We start from the raw sequence: 247 nt of genomic DNA on the forward strand, positions 1-247 counted from the left end.
GCTTGTTCTTCGGGTTATGCCTGCGCCGCAAGGGCCTGAGCTTGCCGACGGCCACTGGCCAGGTGCACAGCCATGGCCAGCGCAGCGATTGCGCCAGGGATGGCGAAGGCGATGAAGTTGAGTTGCAGCGGCAGGTTGATGCCCATCAGCGCGCCGCCCAGCAGCGGGCCGACGATGGCACCATTGCGACCGATGCCCGAGGCCCAGCCCAGGCCGGTGGAGCGCACCGACAGGCCGTACATTTGCG

At 67.6% G+C, this 247-nt stretch carries 1 pseudogene; it reads right to left on the minus strand.

The features are described from left to right. Positions 1 to 14: 14 nt before the first annotated feature. A pseudogene (locus SB756_RS33690) lies at positions 15 to 247 on the minus strand (aromatic acid/H+ symport family MFS transporter); the annotation flags it as partial.

Origin of the sequence: Pseudomonas sp. SIMBA_068 (assembly GCF_046534705.1) — a bacterium.
GTDB classification, from domain to species: Bacteria; Pseudomonadota; Gammaproteobacteria; order Pseudomonadales; family Pseudomonadaceae; genus Aquipseudomonas; species Aquipseudomonas putida.